This window comes from Deinococcus peraridilitoris DSM 19664 (genome assembly GCF_000317835.1).
In the GTDB taxonomy this organism is placed as follows: domain Bacteria; phylum Deinococcota; class Deinococci; order Deinococcales; family Deinococcaceae; genus Deinococcus_A; species Deinococcus_A peraridilitoris.
Genome location: NC_019793.1, coordinates 2,358,194 through 2,374,591 on the forward strand (window position 1 = coordinate 2,358,194; position 16,398 = coordinate 2,374,591).

The following is a 16,398-nucleotide window of genomic DNA, read 5'->3' on the forward strand; positions in this document are numbered from 1 at the left end:
AGTCCGCCGAGCGAGCCGACTTCGGGTGAGCCAGCACCCCGCGATGTCACTGCTCCCCCGACCCCCGCGCCTCAGCCGGTCGCGCCACGGCCGATCACTGCTCCCCCGGCAACGCCTCAACCCCTGCCTGCTCCTGTACCCGCGCCGCCAGCCCAGCCCGCGCCGGAACCTCCCAGGTGGAGTCCTGCTCCTGCGCCAACTCCGCCGACTCGGCCTCAGCCGCCACAACCCGTTCCTCAGCCGGCACCCCAGCCGCGTCCCCTGCCTTCCCGACCGGTGCCACCCGCCCCTGTCGTGCCCACACCGGCGCCCGTACAACCTGCGCCGCCCAGCCCACCCCCGCCTAAGCCTGTACCTTCAAAACCTGCACCACCCGAGCCGACACCCCCCAAACCGGCGCCCCCGGCACCACCCTTGCCGAGCCCAGTGCCACCAGGTGTGCCGCCCAGCCCGGTATTGCCGAAACCAGTGCCTGAAAAACCAGTGCCTCAGAAGCCGGCTCCTCAGCGGCCAGCGCCTGGAAAGCCTGAACCCCAGAAACCTGAGCCCCAGAAGCCTTCTCCCGATCCCAAGCCACCGAAGCCGGTCATTTCGGTGCCGGCCCCAACTCCGCCGCCCGTGCCCTCTTTACCCACGCCTACCCCGCCGATTCCGCCGGTTCCAGTGCCGACTGAGCCTGTGGTGCCTCGTGAACCACAGCCAACTCCCGACCCAGTCAAGCCTGCGCCGGAACTGCCGCCCGCCCCGGCGCCACCCATCCCTGCGCCTCCGGCACCCACACCTCCGGCACCCACACCTCCGGCACCCACGCCCCCCGAACCACCGCAGAAGCCTGAACCACCGCAGAAGCCTGAACTACCACAGAAGCCTGAACTACCGCAGAAGCCTGAACCACCGCAGAAGCCTGAACTACCACAGAAGCCTGAACTACCGCAGAAGCCTGAACCACCGCAGAAACCTGAACCACCGCAGAAACCTGAACCACCGCAGAAACCTGAACCACCGCAGAAACCTGAACCACCGCAGAAACCTGGACTGCCTGTTCCTCCGGTTCCTGCTCCTGTTCCAGAACCGCCAGTACCCCAGCCTCCCGCTGCTCCGACTCCTCCTGTGGCGGCTCCGGCCCCTGCGCCAACGCCTCCGACACCGCCCGCTCCAGACCCTTCTCCTGCGCCGGCATTACCTGTGCCGACGCCCCCCCCAGGGCCCGTGCTTCCTGACCTTCCCAAGGACACGCCCGGTGAGAAGGAGAAGAAGGACAAAGGGGATAAGGACAACAAAGATAAAGGGGACAAGGACAACAAAGAGAACGAGAAAGACAAAAAAGACAACGGAAAGGACAAACAGAAAGGTTCTGGGAGATAGCGAAAGTGGCGGAATGTTCCGCCACTTTCGCTATTTCCGGTGACGTGCCTGCCAGTTTTAGGACCTCGCCTGAGGCCTGCCATAGGTTTCGGGCAAGGGCAGAGGTGCCACTCATCTGTCGCCAACTGGCACGCCGTTCCTGAGCATGAAGGCATTCGAAAGCCTCGATTTTCTCACAAATGCGCTGAGTATGTAAGCTGAATGAGAGATGTTCGTTGGTGACGCGAACGTCATCTGCTTATGCCCCCACATTCCGGTCTGCTCAATCCCACCAAACAACGCGTATCGGTGTTGTCGATCGCGCTGGCGTTGCTGGCGCTGCTCGCCTGGTGGGTATATACCCACGCGTACGACGGGAACAACCTGTTGCTGCTGATCTCGCCGCCCCTGCTGTCGTTGTGTCTGCTGTGGGCGCTGGCGACTTTTGCCCGGGGCGATCCCGCACCACGCACCGAGCGTTACGGATTTGCGCTGTTGTACCTGTTTGCCATCCTGGTGTTCGTTTCGCGCGTGTTGTGGCCAACTCCGCAACCGCTTCGGGGGCTGGAAAATACCCTGCTGATCATCGTGTCGCTCACGGCTTACCTGCAACTGCAACCCCGCGCCGCCGTGGTGGCTTCTGGTGCTCTGTACGCCGTGATGGTGACGACCGGTTGGGCCGTGCTGGCCAGCGAGGACGCTGGTCATGAACTCTGGTTCGCGGCCCTTATCCGGCAAACGGCTGACCTCACTGTTATCGTGCTGCTCTATAGCCTGGTGTGGCTGCGGCAATGGGGTGCCGAGGAAAGTTCGTCCCGGTTGCAACTGCAACGCCTGGCGGACACCGACGCCCTGACCGACCTGCCCAACCGGCGTGGCATGTACCGCGTGCTGGAGCAGGTGATGGGCAGCATGAACTTCAGTGTGGTGCTGGTCGACGTGGACCGTTTCAAGGCTGTCAACGACGACCTCGGGCACGCGGTGGGCGATCTGGTGCTGCGTGGGGTGGCAGACGCCTTGCGAACCGGGGTACGCGACGGGGACGAGGTGGGCCGCTGGGGAGGCGAGGAGTTTCTGGTGGTGTTGCCCCGTGCTGAGTTGCCCGATGTGCTGCAGGTGGCCGAACGCCTGCGTTTTCAGGTCGAGCAGTCCGATCTGCTGCCGGGCCGAGGCATAACGGCCAGTTTCGGCGTGGCCGTCTGGCGGGCGGGAGACTCGCTGGAAGACCTGCTGCGCCGCGCCGACGAGGCGCTGTACTGCGCCAAACGCGAAGGCCGCAACCGGGTATGCGCCGAGAACGACGAACGGACCGCCGAGCCGTGACCGGCCGGGCAGCTCGGGCAACATACGACATGGCTACTTCAGCGCAAATCGCTGGTGCGCGGCGCAGGTGATGGCGCGGCGCACACGGGGGACATTGACTCCGAGGAGGCGCAGGACCGGCTGGCGCCGCACAAACGAACCTTGGCCGAATAAGGCGTGCGGGTGATTCATAACGGTGGTCAGCGTCATGGCCCTCTACCGATCGGTGGCGCCGACCGAGCGGAGCGGGTGGGCCCGACACTGGAACGGATAACGCTCTAAATGTCTGCCGCTTAAGTTCTTCCGTTCGGGGAACAGCACCCAGAACTACAGAACCCAGCGGCAGACACGCTTCCCCGACTCGCCTCCGCTCGCCCCACGTTTTGGGAGAACACCAAAACTCAAGTGGGAGGGACTTTATCTGAGGTCGGGTGTCCTGGTGGGTTCGCCTTCAGCTGTCTCAGGAGTGTTCGGCTTCGCTGGCCTGAGCGTTAATGAGCGGATACACGCGTGTCGCGATTTCTTCCCACTCGACGGCTGTTTGTCGTCCGGCATCGAATTCGACAGCGAGCTCGGCGTTCAGGGCATGCAGGCCCACGTGGGTCTTGGGCAGCTCGATGCCCGTGTGGCTTTTGATCAGGAAGATCAACCCGGCAAGGCCGCTGTCCTTGGTGAGTGACAGTTCGAGCGGACGTCCGAGTAACTTCGGAACATCGAAGGGGGCGTACATCGGCCAGAACTTGTTGAGACCGTCTGCGTGGATGCCCGCGCGGGTGCGGTGGGCGTCCTTGCCGTACAGCGGGTATTTGGCGGGTACGCCATGACCCAGCGTCTCGTACAGGGCGGCCAGGTCGTTGAGCACATGAAAGTCCGGCTGAGCGCGTTCGAAGAAATCCATGCCGATCAGGTGCAGCAGGACACCTTCCAGCGCGGCGTTGCCGGTGCGCTCTCCTTTGCCCAGCAGCGTGCCGTTGATCGCGGCGCATCCGGCGAGCACGGCGGCCAGACAGTTGGCCACGGCCAGATGCGTGTCGTTGTGCGGATGGAATTCGAGGAATGCGCCCTCAACGCCCTGCGCGCGCAGTTCACGAACCATGCCGGGCACACTGCGCGGCCAGGCCACGAAGTCGTAAGGCAAGCCCAGGCCCATGGTGTCACACAGCCGGAATTTGGGGCGCTGGGCTTCGCCGTAAGTCGAGCAAAGCTCCTGCACCGCCTCAACAAAGGGCAACAGGAATTCACGGGGAGCGCGCGTGGCGTCCTCGAGGTGGAGTCGGGGACGCAGCCCCGCGTCCAGCACCGCTGCCACCGCGCCGAGGTACGCGTGGGCGGCGCCCTGCCGTCCGGCCGGTTTGAATTTGTAGAACGTATGGTAGTCACTTGCAGACGCGAGCATGCCGGTTTCCCGCACACCCAGGATGCTGACCAGCTCGGCGTCTTTGCGCGTGGCGCGAATCCAGGTGGTCGGCTCGACGGGGGTTCCGTCCTGAAAGCGGGCGAGCGCGGCTTCCAGCATGGCGCGGTCCGAGGAACGGTACACGAAGAACTCGGCTTGTCGCAAGGCGCCGCTGTCACCGGTAAAGGCGCACATCAGGTCGTAAAGCATGACGCCTTGTTCGACCGTGAGTGGTAGACCGCCCTGCTGGCCGTCACGATGGGTCGTTTCAGTGGTCCAGGCCTGCAGGGGGAGCCCGGCGGGTCGCGTGGTCCAGGCAAAACGTGGAAACCCTTCAGGCGGATAACTTTCAAAGAAAAGTTCGGGGTGTGGTGTGTCCTGAATACGGCTGGAGAGGAGCGCTGTCATAAGAACCTCCTGCTTTCGAGCCTAGTTCTGTTATCAATATGTCGTCAATCTTGATTAAAGAATCAATGTTACGCTGAGGCGTGTCCCAAACCCTGAGTGCTGAAGAAGCGGCAGCCCAGTTGGGCGTGAGCCGCGCGACGCTGTACGCCTACGTGAGCCGCGGCCTCATTCGTTCGGAAGAAGGTCCGGCGGGTCGGCGTCATCGCCGCTACCGGGCCGAGGACGTACACGCCCTCGTCGGACACAAGGAAGCGAGGCGCGACCCGGCCCGGAACGTGCAAGAAGCGTTGCACTGGGGCGCGCCGCTGCTCGACTCTGCCCTCACCTTGATCGAGGACGGGCATCTGTACTACCGAGGCGAAGACGCGTTGACGCTGTCACGCCGCGCCAGCCTGGAAGAGGTCGCCGCGCTGCTCTGGACCGGAGATCGGGAGGCCGCCAGTTGGCTTTTTGCCCGTGAAGTCACAGCTCCGGCACAGTTGCGCTTTGAAGGCGCGCCATTGACAGAGTCCTTCGCGCTGGTCCTCGCTCATGGCGCGGCGCACGATCTGGGCGCCCACGACCTGCGGCCGGAAGCGCAAGCGTATACAGCGGCGCGGGTGTTGAAGCTGCTGTTTGCCGTGGCGCAGGGGGTGCCCGCTGTACCTGCAGATGTCAATGCACTGCTGCACCAGCAGCTCGCTTCGCGTTGGTTCAAGGGCGGACACGGTGCGGACACGCTGCGCGCGGCGCTGGTGCTGTGCGCGGATCATGAACTCAACATCAGCAGCTTCACGGCGCGCTGTGTGGCCTCCAGCGGCGCAAACCTCTATCACGCGGCTCTGGGCGGCCTGTGCGCCCTGCAAGGGCCACGTCATGGATTGTCGAGCGGGCTGGCCTACGAACTGCTGGCGAACGCCGAAACCCAAGGTGCGCGAACTGCCCTGCAGACGACGTTGGCACAGCACGGTGCAGCCGTCGGCTTCGGGCACCGTCTGTATCCCCAGGGTGATCCGCGCGGCCGTGAACTGCTGAACGTGTGCGCGCAGTTGAGCACTTCTCATCCGGCGTTGCGCGCGGCCCGGGAATTGCAGGAGCTGAGCCAGAACGAACTGGGTGAGCAGCCGAACATCGATTTCGGTCTGGCGCTGCTGGGCCGGATCATGGGGCTCACGGCAGGCCAGGTGGTGGCGCTCTTTGCGCTGGGCCGCACGGTCGGCTGGCTGGCCCACGCGCTGGAAAGTGCATCACGCCAGCAGCTGCTGCGTCCCCGGGCGCGGTACGTAGGGCCGCGCCCGTTCGCCGCCCCGGGAGACACGTAGTGTGTGCCGTATCAGTGCCGTGCCGGGCGCCAGGCAAGGCCGCCCAGCAGCGCCACCAGGGCGATCAGGCCGGCCACCAGCCCGAGCGCTAGGCCCAGGCTGGTGGCCTCGGCAACGAAACCGACCACCGGCGGGCCAGCCAGAAACCCCAGGTACGCGATGGTCGACACCTGCGCGATGGCCGGTCCGGCGTTTCCCGCGCGGCTGGCGGCGTCGAACAGCACTGGCACGATGTTGGCGATGCCCAGGCCCGACGCGGCGAAGCCCAGCGCGGCGAGCAGCGGAGAAGGACTGAGCAGCGCGGCCAGCAGCCCCAGGGACGACAGGGCCGCGCCACCGCGCAACACCCACTGGCCGCCCAGCTTCGCCCGGGCCTGATCGCCCAGCATGCGTCCAACGGTCATGGCGAAAATGAAGGCGACGTAGCCCACACCCGCGCCCCCGATGCTGGCGCCCAGGTAGTCGCGGTAGTACACGGCGCTCCAGTCGGCCACCGCGCCCTCACCCAGCAATCCCACAAAGCCCAGCGCGCCCAGCAGGACGATCACACGTGGAATTCCACGCTGGCGAGGTTTTTCTGGGGTGTTCTCGTGGAGGTCGAAGCGGGGAGGCAGCAGAATCGTGCCGGCCAGCAGGGCGACCAGCACAAACGGCAGCGCCACGCTGGAAACGTGCCACAGGGGCGCGACTCCCAGTGAGAGCAGCAGGCTGCCGAGGCCCGCACCTGCCAGCCCACCCAGGCTCCACCAGGCGTGAAAGGACGACAGGACTGCTTTTTTCAGTGCCCGTTCGACGGCGACACCCTGGGCGTTCATCGCCACGTCGAGCCCGCCCGATACGGCGCCGTAGAGTGCGAGGGCCACCACCTGTGTGCCCAGGTTGGGCGCGAGCAGCAAGGGCAGCAGGACCAGTGGGTTGACGAGCGCGAACAGCCGGGTGACGAGCTGGCTGCCGAAGCGGGCCACGAGTGTCCCGGTGAGCGGCATGGTGAGCAGGCTGCCAACGGCGATGGCGAGCAGGGCGAGGCCCAGCACGGCGGGGGAGAGGTTGAGCTTGTCGCGCATGGTGGGCACGTGCAACACCCAGGAAGCGAACACGAAACCGTTCAGGAAGAAGACGGCAGAGGTGCCCCAGCGACCACGGATGGCCACGGACGCTGAGTTGGGCGGGGAGAGTTCGGTTGCACTCATGAATTCCTCGGTGACCTGGTCGCGTGAATTTTGCTGCGTGTCGGCGCCTGAACGGCCTGCTGACCACCTTACTCCGGAACTTACCGTTGCTGCGCGTTCTGTTTCCTGTCTGAAACGATTCAGAGCACTTTTGAAGATGCTAGCATGGCCTCATGTCGAGCGCCAAGCTACCCGGCCGGCGGGCTACCCTCAAGGATGTCGCTGCAGCCCTCGGGGTGTCGCCGGCAACTGTCAGCAACGCCTACAACCGTCCGGACCAGCTTTCACCCGCCTTGCGCGAGCGCATTCTGATTGCGGCGCGGGAATTGGGTTACCTGGGCCCGGACCCGCTGGCCCGCAACCTGCGGCGCGGTCAGGCCGGCGCCATCGGTGTGGTGTACGCCGACCGCCTGTCGTATGCCTTCGCGGACCCGGCAGCCGCGCTGTTTTTGCAGGGGGTAGCGAGCGCCACTGAACAGGCTGGCCTGAGCCTGCTGCTGCTGCCCACCCCCGACAGTCCTGACACCGTCACCAGTGCCGCCGTGGATGGCTTCGTCATCTACTGTCTGCCTGAAGGCAGCTCTTCTTTGCAGGCGGCGCTGTCACGCGGCGTGCCCTGCGTGCTGGTCGACCAGCTGGTAAGTTACGGGCAGCCTGCCGTGTATATCGATGACGAAGGTGGCGCGCACCAGGCGGCGCAGCATCTGCTTGATCTCGGACACCGCACCTTCGGGATTCTTTCGCTGGAACTGCAGTTCCCCCGCCGCCGGGGCCGCCCGTGCACCGATCGCGAGGCGGGCGCTTCCTTTCGCCCACCGCTGGAGCGTCTGAGCGGTTACCGTCGGGCGATCGAATCGGCGGGACTGCGTTGGGAGGAAGCCGTACAGGTGCTGGAAGCCAACGAGAACAGCCCCGAGGAAGGAGAAACCCTTGCCCGCGAGCTGCTGAGCGGTGAGCGCGCGCCTACCGCACTGCTCGCCATGAGCGACCAGCTGGCCCTGGGCGCATTGCGGGCGGCTGCCAACCTGGGCCTGCGTGTTCCCGAGGACCTCTCCATCGTGGGCTACGACGATGTGCCCAGTGCTGGAGCGCTCAACCTCACGACAGTTCATCAGCCGACGGTGCGCAAGGGCCGTCTGGCAGGAGAACTGCTGCTCGCGCAACTCGCAGGTGAGACGCCCGCTGCCCCCGAGCTGCTGCCAACCGAGCTGGTCGTGCGTGGCACCACAGCGCCAAGACGCACCGTGCCCACCCACCCCTGAATTTCCGGCAGTAAGCGTCGGCGCAGCGAAAAGAAGGCGCCGCCCGGAGGCGGCGCCTTCTTCTTCATGACTTGCCGCCGGGTTTACTGGCGTTCGAGGGCGCCCAGGTCGAGCGCGCCGCCCACGAAATTGTTGCGGTTCTTGAGGTCGAGCCTGATGCCCAGGTTTTGCACCGGAGCATAGACGCCTTTGTTCACCGCCGGGCTGTCAGAGCGCAGATCGAAGTTGCGCCCCCAGGCGTCCACGAAGCGAGGTTCGGTAATGCGAGAAGAACTGCTGACGCCGCCAGGGCGGGTTACACCGGGGTTGCCGCCGCCGTTGCGCCAGTAGATGTTGTTGCCCTCGTCGATGTTGCCGTCGGTCCACAGGGCGGCCTTGGTGGCGTCGCTTCGCATCACGATGATGTTGTTGCGCGCACTCAGGATGCTGCTGTCACAGCCCTCGCCGCAGTAGATGCCGACGTTCACGTTGAAGGCGGTGTTGTTGTAGAACTTCGTGCCAGGATTGGCGCCCCAGTAGCTCTTCCAGCCGCGAATGACCAGCATTTCCCCGGTTTTGTAGGGCGTGTTGAGGGACGCGAACAGGTTGTAGGCGTACACGTTGTTCTCGGCACGGTCGTCGGGCTTGCCGCCCATCTCGGTGAAGGTGGTGTCGTTGATCGAGGTGTTGTGATGAAAGTAGTTGTTGCTGGCGCGGAACACTTCCAGGCTGGCACCTTCGATGGTGTACTTCTCCGAGCATGCGGAATTTCCCGAGAAGTAGTTGTAGGCGACCTCGTTGTGATCTCCGTTGATCAGTACGCCCCAGGCACCCGAGTTATCCAGGGCCGGATCGTTGGTGTTGGAGGACATGGTGGTGTTGTTGGTCAGGGTATTGTTCAGCACCTTGTTGTAGGTGGCGCCGACGGCCAGGTGCACGCCGCCCGTCAGACCGTAAGCCTTGGAGTGACGCACGGTGTTGTGCCTGGCTCCGTTCGTGAACGCGAAACCGATGCGCCAACCCATCGGGGTGGTCTTGCACTTGACGGCGTACTTGTACGGAGCGGGCTTGTCCGCCGTGACCTGCAGATTCTCGATGATCTGGTGGGTGCCGGTGATGGCGACCGCACCGGGATTGCCGCCGTACAGGCGCGGCAGATCACCCTCGCCGTAGGCTCCGATCACGATGGGCGCGCTGCTGGTCCCATTCCAGCGTGCGTTGAGGGGACCATTCCAGGTGCAGCCGCGCTTGAGCAGCAGGCGTTCACCGGCGTTGAGCCAGCTGTTATTCACTTTGCCAACACTTCTCCAGGCGCTGCCGGTCGAGGTGCCGCTGTTGCTGTCACTGCCGTTCGAGCAGTCCACATAGTACGTCCGGCCAGTGCTGGTGGTGGTGTCACCGCTGCTGCTGGTGCTGCCCACACCGTGAACGACGGCTTCGGTGATGGCGATGGCACTGTTCTCGGTGTTGCCGTGATTGGTGACCCGGATGTAGCGCGCACTTTGATCTGAGACGTTGTAGCGCTCCAGGTTGGTGGTGCTGCCACTGCTGGTCACTTTGCTCAGCACTTTGGTCCAGTTGCTGCCGTCCCGGCTCAGTTCGACATCGAAGGTGGCTTTGCGGTTGGCGCCGCGGTAAAAGGCCAGGCTGATGGAGTCGATGGTCTTTTCGCTGCCCAGGTCGTAGCGAACCCAGCTGCCCAGGCTGCTGGCGCTCCACCAGGTGCTGAGCTGGTCATCCCAGGAGTACCTGCTGGCCTTGCTGTCACTGGTGGCGCTGCTGGCCGTGCTGCCTTTGATGGGGTGGGCATCTGCGGGCAAGGCCAAAGGAGTCAGTATCTGCTGGTCCGCCTGAACTTCGCTGGACTCAGGTCCTGGCTGGGGGCCCACCGTACCGCATGCTGCCAGCAGGCTGGTCAGTCCGAGCAAGGTGAACTGCAAGGTTCTGGTCGGTCGAAGCTGGTTGGTCTGGGGCACGTGAGTTCTCCTTTGTACCGGAAGGTGGAACGGCAGGTTCCTGCCGTATGAACGCGCAATACGCGAAGTCAGATTCGAAATGGGGTTTTTGTGCTTGAGGCTGATACTCATCAACCAGCGACAGCGTCAGAGGAGTGAACGCCAAGTCGCTTGCCCGATTCCCTTTTGTGTGGAGAGTGTTGAAGTCCTCTTGCCTATTTCTTCAGCGGAGACACAGTGAGCTTCACATAAGGAACAATTAAAAATATTTGGACAGCGCGTTCTCATGTGCATACTCACACGGTACTCACCCTTGTTGGTTATCATTAAATTCTTCGCTTTACAACAATAAAATGAACGGTGTATAAAGAAATCGAGCGTTTCTCGCCGGGATTAAGATAGGTTTCTCAGTGAGTACTCACTAAATGCTCCTGATCCCAGTCACTCATTTTTCTGCGTCTATTAGAAATTAAAGGTATTGAATACTGCCCGACACGTTTTGGTTCCAGCATCACTCGCTTCCCGCTCAGCAGCTCCGGGAAAGGTCCGTATATCTTGGCAAGACCACTTGTCGGCCAGTGCGCGAGTTCGTGCCCTGCCGTGACCGTTGCTCCCCTGTCGTGAAAGGTCCGAGCGGCCAGGTTCATCGTTTCTGTTGCCTTGAGCACGGACCGTCTGACACGTCTTATCCTGACAAGGGGTTGCAGTATCGCTATTTCGTATCTTTCGCAATCTTCGATTCTTTCGTTATACTGAGATCGATGGCGCACGCTTTCGTCGGAAACCGTTGCGCCGAGTGAAGGAGATCAGCATGAGCAAACTACTGGTGACGGGCGGCGCAGGATACATCGGATCGCACACGGTTCGCGCCTTGCAGGACGCAAACCACGAGGTCGTGGTGCTCGACAACTTCTCAGCCGGGCACCTGGAGGCCCTGCCTGACGGTGTAGCCATCGTGCAGGCCGACCTGCTCGACGAGGAGGCCGTTCGGGCGGCACTGCGTGACCATCAGCCGGACGCGGTGGTCCACTTCGCCGCACTGATCGAGGTAGGCGAGTCAATGAGCGATCCGCGCCGCTTCTACCGCAACAACCTGCTGGGAAGCCTGAACCTCGCCAACGCCCTGCTCGATACCCGCACTGCCGAAAATACGCCCGTACCAGTGGTGTTTTCCTCGACTGCCGCCGTGTACGGTGAAGCCGAAGTCATTCCGATTCCCGAAGACGCCCCCAAGCGTCCCACCAGCGTCTACGGCGAGACCAAGCTGTCCTTCGAGCATGTGCTGAGCGCTTATGACCGGGCCTACGGCCTGCCGCACATCAACCTGCGTTACTTCAATGTGTCGGGAGCCCACGCCAGCGGTGAAATCGGTGAAGCGCACCCCAACAAAACCCACCTGATCGAGCTGGCGCTGCTCACCGCCCTGGGGCAACGCGAAAAGATGAAGATCTTCGGCACGGACTACCCCACCCCGGACGGCACCTGCGTCCGCGACTACATCCACGTGGACGATCTGGCGAGCGCGCACGTGCTGGCGGTGCAGGCGCTGCTCGACGGATCACCCAGCACCGCCTACAACGTCGGTCTGGGACACGGCTTTTCGGTCAAGGAAGTGCTGGACGCGGCCGACCGGGTGGTAGGCACACCGATCCCGCGTGAAATCGCGCCGCGCCGCCCGGGTGACCCCGCCTTTCTGGTGGCCGAATCCAGCCGCATCAAAGCCGAACTCGGCTGGGCCCCGCAGTACACCGATCTCGACCAGATCGTGGAGAGCGCCTGGCGCTGGCACCGGCGCTATCCGCATGGTTTTGAGAAAGCCACACGTTAAATTCGGATTACCGTGGTGAAACGCCCGCCTGTCGAGGTGAGCATGATGAACGAACACGAAGTCCCGTCGGACGCTGCCCCCCTTCGCCTCATTCAAATCGGCCTGGGTGGCTGGGGCCGTGACTGGATGAACATCGTGCACAAAGAGCGCGCCGTGAGGCCGGTCGCGTGGGTCGACGCCGACATCACGGCGCTGTCCCTGGCGCAGCAGCAGGGCGCCCCGAAGGAGGGCTGTTTCACCTCTCTTGCCGAGGCCCTGGAAGCACAGCCAGCCGACGCAGTACTCATCACAGCCGGGGTGGCCGGGCACGCTCCCATCGCGCTCTCCGCGTTGCAGATGAATTTGCCGGTGCTGGTCGAAAAACCATTCACAGAGAATCTGTCGCAGGCCAGCGAGGTGATCGCCGCCGCGCGTGAGCGCCAGCTGGCACTGATGGTCAGCCAAAACTACCGCTTTCACCCGGCGCCTCAGCTGGCCGCCCAAATTGTCCGTGAGGGCACACTGGGCGATATCGGGTTCGTGGAAGTCGATTTTCGCCGGGACAGCGCCCGCGCCCGTCCTGCACCCACCGCGCACCATGCGTTGCCTCATCCGTTGTTGCTCGATATGGCCATCCACCACTTCGACCTGATGCGCTTCGTACTGGGCCGCGAGCCGCTGCGCATCGACTGCCAGACCTTCAACCCGAAGTGGAGCCCGTTTCGTGATCCGGCGAGCGGCGTGGCCACAATCGAATTTGAAGGCGGCGTGGTCGTCAGCTACCGGGGCAGCTGGGCGAGCTCTGGGCCAGTGACGCCCTGGGCCGGCGAGTGGCGCATGGACGCTGAGGGTGGCGAGTTACGCTGGACCAGCCGTGACACGCCCACCCCCGACCACGTGACCCTGCGCCCGCTGGATGGGCGCCCCCGGCCACTGCCGCTGCCGGACACCGGAAAACTCGATCGCGCCGGGGCGCTGGCCGCTTTCGTGCAGGCGGTCCGTGATGGTACCGAGCCACCCAGCTCTGGCCGGGAGAACCTGGGCAGCCTCGCGCTCGCGCTGGCTGCCATTCGTTCCAGCCAGGAGCGGCGGATTGTCGAGTTGTCCGAAGGCGCCGGGTAGATGGAGGTTCGGACGCTGGCTTCATTTCTGTATGGCCCCTGAACCTGCCGCGCACCCGCCTCACCCGGGAGATGCCGATACTGAACCTACTGTCTGTCTCAGGAGGCCAGTCATGCGGTCGTACTGTTGCACTTCTCCCTTCCAAAGCCCCGCCCTGTCCCCGGTGGTGCGCTGATGCGCGGCGTGCCGCTGGGTCGGCTGTTCGGCATTCCGCTGGAAATCAACTCTTCGTGGCTGTTCATTTTTCTTCTGCTGACCTGGTCACTCGCGGCGGGGGCCTTTCCCGGTGCCCTGCCGGACCGCGCCCCGGCAGTGTACTGGCTGCTCGCTGCATTCACCTCGGTCGTGTTCTTCGTGTGCCTGATCGCGCACGAACTGGGGCACTCGCTGACCGCCATTCGCCTGGGTGTCAAGGTCCGGCGCATCACCTTGTTCTTTTTCGGCGGGGTGGCGCAACTCGAGGGCAACCTCAAGAACGGTCTGAGCGAGGTGTGGGTGGCGCTGGCCGGTCCGGTGGTATCGTTTGTGCTGGCCGGACTGTTCTGGCTGCTTTCCCAGGTCGGAGGTGAGGTGGGCGTCGCGAGCGCCTGGCTGGCGCGCATCAACCTGCTGCTGGCCTTGTTCAACCTGCTGCCGGGCTTTCCCCTCGATGGAGGCCGGGTGCTGCGCGGCGCCATCTGGGCGGCCACGAAGTCCTTCGCCCGCGCCACCCAGGTGGCCGTGAGCGTCGGTGCGCTTGTCAGCTGGGGCCTGATTGCCTATGGGGTGCTGACAGTGCTGCGCGGCAACCTCTTCGGCGGCATCTGGATCATCGTGATCGCACTGTTCTTGCAGAACGCCGCAGTTGCCGAAGCCAGCCAGAGCGGCGCGCAGCAGGCCCTCGCGCAGGTACCTCGGGCGCGAACGCTCGCGCAGGACGACTGGCCCACCGTGCCGCGCGACACCCGGCTGCAGACCATTGCCGATCTGGTGCTGGAAACCGGGCGGCGCGCCTATCCGGTCGTCGAGGACGGCCGCTTCTTCGGTCTCGTGACGCTGGTCACCCTGCGCGGCGCCGGACGTGAACGCTGGCCCTTCATGACCGCCGACGCGGCCTTGCTCACCGAAGTGCACAGTGTGCTTCCCACGGCGGGCGCCATGGACGCGCTGCGCGTCATGACGCAGCACAACGTCCACCAGCTGCCGGTACTGGACGCGCAGGGCGTGTACTACGGCATGATCAGCCGCGACCAGCTGATGGCGCTGCTGCAGCTGTACAGCGGCGAGGGCAACGACCGCTCGCCCCGCCGCATCGAAAGTGCCTGACCCGAGGCATTCCTGCTGCGTTCTTGGTTTCAGCGGCCGATGTCGCGGCGCAGGAAGGCAGGGACGGCCAGCAGCACCACCAGCGTGCCCGCGAGCAGCAGCACGAACGCGTTCGTGACGTTGACCTCACCCCGGAAGGGGCTCTCGCCGATGGCGTACCAGAAGGGTGAAACGGTTCGCAGGCTCTTCAGGGCCTCCACCTGCGGCGAGAGGCTGTGCACCAGGTAGGCGCCCAGGGTGAACGCGAAGGTCAATCCCGAGGCCAGCCCCGGCCGTCCGGTCCCCGTTCCGACGGCCAGTGCGAGCGCGCCCAGCGCCCAGGCCAGCAGCGTCACCTGTACGCTCGCGAGCGCCAAGCGTGCCAGGTCCAGCTCGGCGGCGACCAGCCGTGCGCCGAGCAGTGTCACCACGAACACCGTGAGCCCCAGCACCACGAGGCTCACCGCCAGCGAGAGCGCACGGCCCAGCAGCAACTCTCCGCGCGTGACCGGCTGGGCCAGGAGCAGTTCGAGCCGTCCCTGCTCCTCGTCTCCCGCGATGGCGCGGGTTCCGGCGCGAACGGCGTAAATGATCAGGGTGATGGGGAGCAGCAGGCTGAACATCCGCGCCCAGGCGTAGCCACCCGGGGACACGAAATCCTGCATGCCAAACGCTTCACGCAACGCTTCGGGCAGGCGCTGCGCGAACTGTGCGATGTCAGGGTTGTCGCGCACGGTGGGGTAGAAGGCCCAGGTCAGGGCGACGTACAGGGCCAGGCCCAGCGCCCACCACAGGGTGTTGCGCCGGGTGTTGCGGAGATCGTCACGAAGCAGTTCAGACCACATGGTGCTCCTCACGGTAATAGGTCAGGAAGGCGTCTTCGAGGTTGGGCTCACGACCGCGCACGTCGAGCACGTGATAAGCGGCGAGGGTCTTGATGAACCCGTCGGCGTCCCCGACCAGCACGCAGTGCAGGGTGTCACCGCGCATCTCGGCGTCCTGCAGAGCGGTGAGCTTTTTGAAGACACCGTCTGGCACGGGGTAGGCGAAGCGCACTTCCAGCCGGTGCGGCAGGCGCGCCTTGACCTGTGCGACGCTCGCCACCGTCACCAGTTCTCCGGCACGGATGATGCCCACCCGGTCGGCCACCCGGTCCACCTCGGCCAGCACGTGCGAGGACAGAAAGACCGTGCGGCCCTCGGCGCGCGCTTCGCGCAGCAGCTGCAGCACCTCGTCGTGCACCAGCGGATCGAGGCCGTCGGTGGGTTCGTCGAGGATCAGCAGGTCGGGTTGTCCCATCAAGGCCGCGATCAGGCCGACTTTCTGCTTGTTGCCCTTGGAGAGCGTACCGAGGCGCCGCGAGGGGTCGAGGGCCAGACGCTCGGTGAGTTCGGTCAGGAAAGGGCGCGTGTACCCGCCGCGCAGACGGCCGATCAGGTCGAAGAGCTGCCAGCCCGTGAGACCAGGGTCGAGACGCAGTTCGCCCGGCAGGTAACCCACTCGCGCGTGAATCTGGCGGGTTTGACGCGCGATGTCGAGCCCCAGTACCTGCGCGCTGCCTGACGTCGGACGCACGTACCCCAGCAGGGTCCGGATGGTGGTGGTTTTCCCGGCGCCGTTTGGCCCCAGGAAGCCAAAGATTTCACCGCGCTGCACCTCGAGGTCAAGGGGCTTGAGGCCGGCCCCATTTCGGTACAGCTTGGCAAGTGCGCGTGTGTGGATGACACGGTCGGTCATGGTGTGCTCCTGCAGAGGTAACCGGGGTCATCTGTGGGGTCCTGTGCGAGAGGGCAGGCTCGCGACAGAATCCTGGCGGCGTCAGGAAAAGCGCGCCATGGCGGTGGGGTCGCCGAAGTGACCGATTGCCGCAGACAGCCTGCCGGAACTGAGTTGCCCTGCCATTCCTCTGCACGGTTCATGACCGCACCTCCAGGTCACGCGGAAACCGGACCAAACGACCGGACCAAAACGACCGGACCAAAAGAAACAGTGGAGCCAGCTTGAGCTGACTCCACCAGTTCGGCCTATGGGGACCGGTCCCACGTTGATTCGACTCTACGCTCAAGTTC

The 16,398-nt window shown here is 64.4% G+C and carries 13 protein-coding genes; 6 read left to right on the plus strand and 7 right to left on the minus strand.

What is annotated here, in order from left to right:
- Positions 1-94 precede the first annotated feature (94 nt).
- Positions 95-226, minus strand: a complete 132-nt coding sequence (locus DEIPE_RS25280; RefSeq protein ID WP_281167987.1) for a hypothetical protein — start codon at positions 224-226, stop codon at positions 95-97.
- A 489-nt stretch (positions 227-715) separates the two neighbouring features.
- Positions 716-1,180 (minus strand): hypothetical protein, encoded by a 465-nt coding sequence (locus DEIPE_RS24010; RefSeq protein WP_052326690.1) that lies wholly within the window; start codon positions 1,178-1,180, stop codon positions 716-718.
- Positions 1,181-1,605: 425 nt separating this feature from the next.
- On the opposite strand from DEIPE_RS24010, the gene DEIPE_RS22305 reads away from it, so the two are divergent.
- On the plus strand, positions 1,606-2,667 hold the full coding sequence (locus tag DEIPE_RS22305) for a GGDEF domain-containing protein (RefSeq protein ID WP_015236145.1): 1,062 nt from the start codon (positions 1,606-1,608) through the stop codon (positions 2,665-2,667).
- Between the two features lie 439 nt (positions 2,668-3,106).
- Here DEIPE_RS22305 and DEIPE_RS11545 read toward each other — a convergent pair whose 3' ends face one another.
- The gene (locus tag DEIPE_RS11545) at positions 3,107-4,450 is read right to left on the minus strand and encodes an isopropylmalate/homocitrate/citramalate synthase (RefSeq protein WP_015236147.1); all 1,344 of its coding nucleotides are present in this window, start codon (positions 4,448-4,450) and stop codon (positions 3,107-3,109) included.
- An 80-nt stretch (positions 4,451-4,530) separates the two neighbouring features.
- On the opposite strand from DEIPE_RS11545, the gene DEIPE_RS11550 reads away from it, so the two are divergent.
- Positions 4,531-5,751: a citrate/2-methylcitrate synthase gene (locus DEIPE_RS11550; protein WP_015236148.1), complete on the plus strand. Its 1,221-nt coding sequence runs from the start codon at positions 4,531-4,533 to the stop codon at positions 5,749-5,751.
- Positions 5,752-5,762: 11 nt separating this feature from the next.
- On the opposite strand, the gene DEIPE_RS11555 is transcribed toward DEIPE_RS11550, so the two are convergent.
- Positions 5,763-6,941 carry an MFS transporter gene (locus DEIPE_RS11555; protein ID WP_015236149.1) on the minus strand — a complete coding sequence of 393 codons (1,179 nt, stop codon included), beginning with the start codon at positions 6,939-6,941 and terminating at the stop codon, positions 5,763-5,765.
- A 152-nt stretch (positions 6,942-7,093) separates the two neighbouring features.
- On the opposite strand from DEIPE_RS11555, the gene DEIPE_RS11560 reads away from it, so the two are divergent.
- Positions 7,094-8,182 carry a substrate-binding domain-containing protein gene (locus DEIPE_RS11560; protein WP_015236150.1) on the plus strand — a complete coding sequence of 363 codons (1,089 nt, stop codon included), beginning with the start codon at positions 7,094-7,096 and terminating at the stop codon, positions 8,180-8,182.
- A gap of 83 nt (positions 8,183-8,265) precedes the next feature.
- On the opposite strand, the gene DEIPE_RS11565 is transcribed toward DEIPE_RS11560, so the two are convergent.
- Positions 8,266-10,137, minus strand: coding sequence for a discoidin domain-containing protein (locus tag DEIPE_RS11565; protein ID WP_015236151.1), 1,872 nt, complete (start codon positions 10,135-10,137; stop codon positions 8,266-8,268).
- A 790-nt stretch (positions 10,138-10,927) separates the two neighbouring features.
- On the opposite strand from DEIPE_RS11565, the gene galE reads away from it, so the two are divergent.
- The 3 genes from galE to DEIPE_RS11580 all read left to right on the plus strand — a co-directional run bounded on the left by galE (position 10,928) and on the right by DEIPE_RS11580 (position 14,350).
- Complete coding sequence (galE, locus tag DEIPE_RS11570; protein WP_015236152.1) at positions 10,928-11,944, plus strand: UDP-glucose 4-epimerase GalE; 1,017 nt, start codon at positions 10,928-10,930, stop codon at positions 11,942-11,944.
- A 15-nt stretch (positions 11,945-11,959) separates the two neighbouring features.
- Positions 11,960-13,045: a Gfo/Idh/MocA family protein gene (locus tag DEIPE_RS11575; protein ID WP_217218444.1), complete on the plus strand. Its 1,086-nt coding sequence runs from the start codon at positions 11,960-11,962 to the stop codon at positions 13,043-13,045.
- Positions 13,046-13,219: 174 nt separating this feature from the next.
- On the plus strand, positions 13,220-14,350 hold the full coding sequence (locus DEIPE_RS11580; RefSeq protein ID WP_015236154.1) for a site-2 protease family protein: 1,131 nt from the start codon (positions 13,220-13,222) through the stop codon (positions 14,348-14,350).
- A 29-nt stretch (positions 14,351-14,379) separates the two neighbouring features.
- Here DEIPE_RS11580 and DEIPE_RS11585 read toward each other — a convergent pair whose 3' ends face one another.
- Complete coding sequence (locus DEIPE_RS11585) at positions 14,380-15,174, minus strand: ABC transporter permease subunit (RefSeq protein ID WP_015236155.1); 795 nt, start codon at positions 15,172-15,174, stop codon at positions 14,380-14,382.
- Entirely contained in the window at positions 15,164-16,066 is a 903-nt protein-coding gene (locus tag DEIPE_RS11590) for an ABC transporter ATP-binding protein (protein WP_015236156.1), read from the minus strand. Before DEIPE_RS11590 ends, DEIPE_RS11585 begins: the two co-directional genes overlap by 11 nt.
- Positions 16,067-16,398: the final 332 nt, after the last annotated feature.